The organism is Candidatus Phytoplasma citri (assembly GCF_002009625.1).
GTDB lineage: Bacteria > Bacillota_I > Bacilli_A > Acholeplasmatales > Acholeplasmataceae > Phytoplasma > Phytoplasma citri.
In genome coordinates, this window is the sequence record NZ_MWKN01000009.1 from 1 (window position 1) to 1395 (window position 1395).

The following is a 1395-nucleotide window of genomic DNA, read 5'->3' on the forward strand; positions in this document are numbered from 1 at the left end:
GATTAGAAAAAGAATATCAAATTTTAAATGATGATGAAAAAGGAATATTCGACTTCATCAAAACCAAAGAAGAACGCCGTGCCGAAATCCAAAAAAAACATTGACGAAATCGAGAAAAAAATAGCATTGATTGGTATGGAACAAGAACAATTAAAAATTTTACGTACTGGGGCGGAAGCCTCTAGAACCGCTTTAGATGATTGGGATAAAAGACATGAATTTAGTTTTGGTAATCTCCGCGACGCCCTTTTAGGAAGAGCTGAACTTTATATGGACGCCTTTGGGGGTCGTGGCATGTTAAGAGTGATAAGTGGTGGGGTTACAAAAAAAGTCGCAGGAACAATGGCCAAGGTAGGTTTTGGAGTTCATGAAACCCACCAAAATAAATGAAAATATAAACACAGAATTTCTATCTTGGGTTAATGAATATGATAAGATTGTCAAAGAATTAATTCGAGAACAAAATAAAGTTTCAAAAACTTCTAAATTATCTGAAACAAAATATAAATTAAAAGAAGAATTAACAAATAAAAATGAAAAAATAAATGCCACAAAAGAAGAATTAAAACAAAAAAATCCCAGTTACGCTCGCGCTCAACAACGTTTCATAGAACAACAAAAAACAAAAAATATGCCAAATTCTATCAACCAATTATCAATAAATAATGATGAAAATTGATTTCATCATTATTTTCTTTCAATATTTATTTTTTAAAGTGATATAATAGCGATATATTCAAATTTCTAAATTTGATAATAATATCTCTTTATTATCGGAAAGGTTCAGAAATTCGTGAATCAAAAAAACTTTTTTAAAAAATATTTTATTGAAATAATGGTTATTTTATTCATGGGAATAATAATTATTATTATGATTAATATGATTAATAAAAATCGTCATTATGTTGCTTCGCCACAAAAACCTTTATCTTTTTCAGAATCAGAAAAAGAAACATTCGATTCTGAAGCATCTGAAATAGACAAATCAATTTTTACCAGACCAAAACGTTCTTCAGAAACTTCCCAACCGAAAATTAAAACAACGGCTAGTCGTTTTGAACAAATTAAAACTTATCTGTTTCAAGAAGCTGATCATCCTGCTGTCTTACCACTTGATTTATCTTCTGAAGAACAAGAAAAAAATGCGGAATTAAAAAAGAGTTGGAAATTATCATTGGATTTCTTAAAAGAGCAAAAAAAAGGGGTAGATGAAGAACAAAAAAAATGCGATGAATACCAATCACAATTAAATTCTCTTCAGCCACAAATAGAATCTTTAAAGCCACAAAAAAGTTCATTAGAAAAAGAAAAAGCTGTTAAAGAACAAGAAATTAATAATTTAAAACAAAATGATAGAAAAGGTAATCAAGATAAAATTGAAAAACTCCAGGATGA

At 28.8% G+C, this 1395-nt stretch carries 3 protein-coding genes; all 3 read left to right on the top strand.

What is annotated here, in order from left to right; genetic code table 11:
* The first annotated feature begins 27 nt into the window (after positions 1-27).
* Complete coding sequence (locus B2G44_RS00365) at positions 28-390, top strand: hypothetical protein (RefSeq protein ID WP_143325090.1); 363 nt, start codon at positions 28-30, stop codon at positions 388-390.
* Positions 368-679 (top strand): hypothetical protein, encoded by a 312-nt coding sequence (locus tag B2G44_RS00370; protein ID WP_078122886.1) that lies wholly within the window; start codon positions 368-370, stop codon positions 677-679. Before B2G44_RS00365 ends, B2G44_RS00370 begins: the two co-directional genes overlap by 23 nt.
* Positions 680-793: 114 nt before the next feature.
* Positions 794-1395, top strand: a 602-nt coding sequence (locus B2G44_RS00375; RefSeq protein ID WP_078122887.1) for a hypothetical protein, incomplete at its 3' end; no start/stop codon positions are given.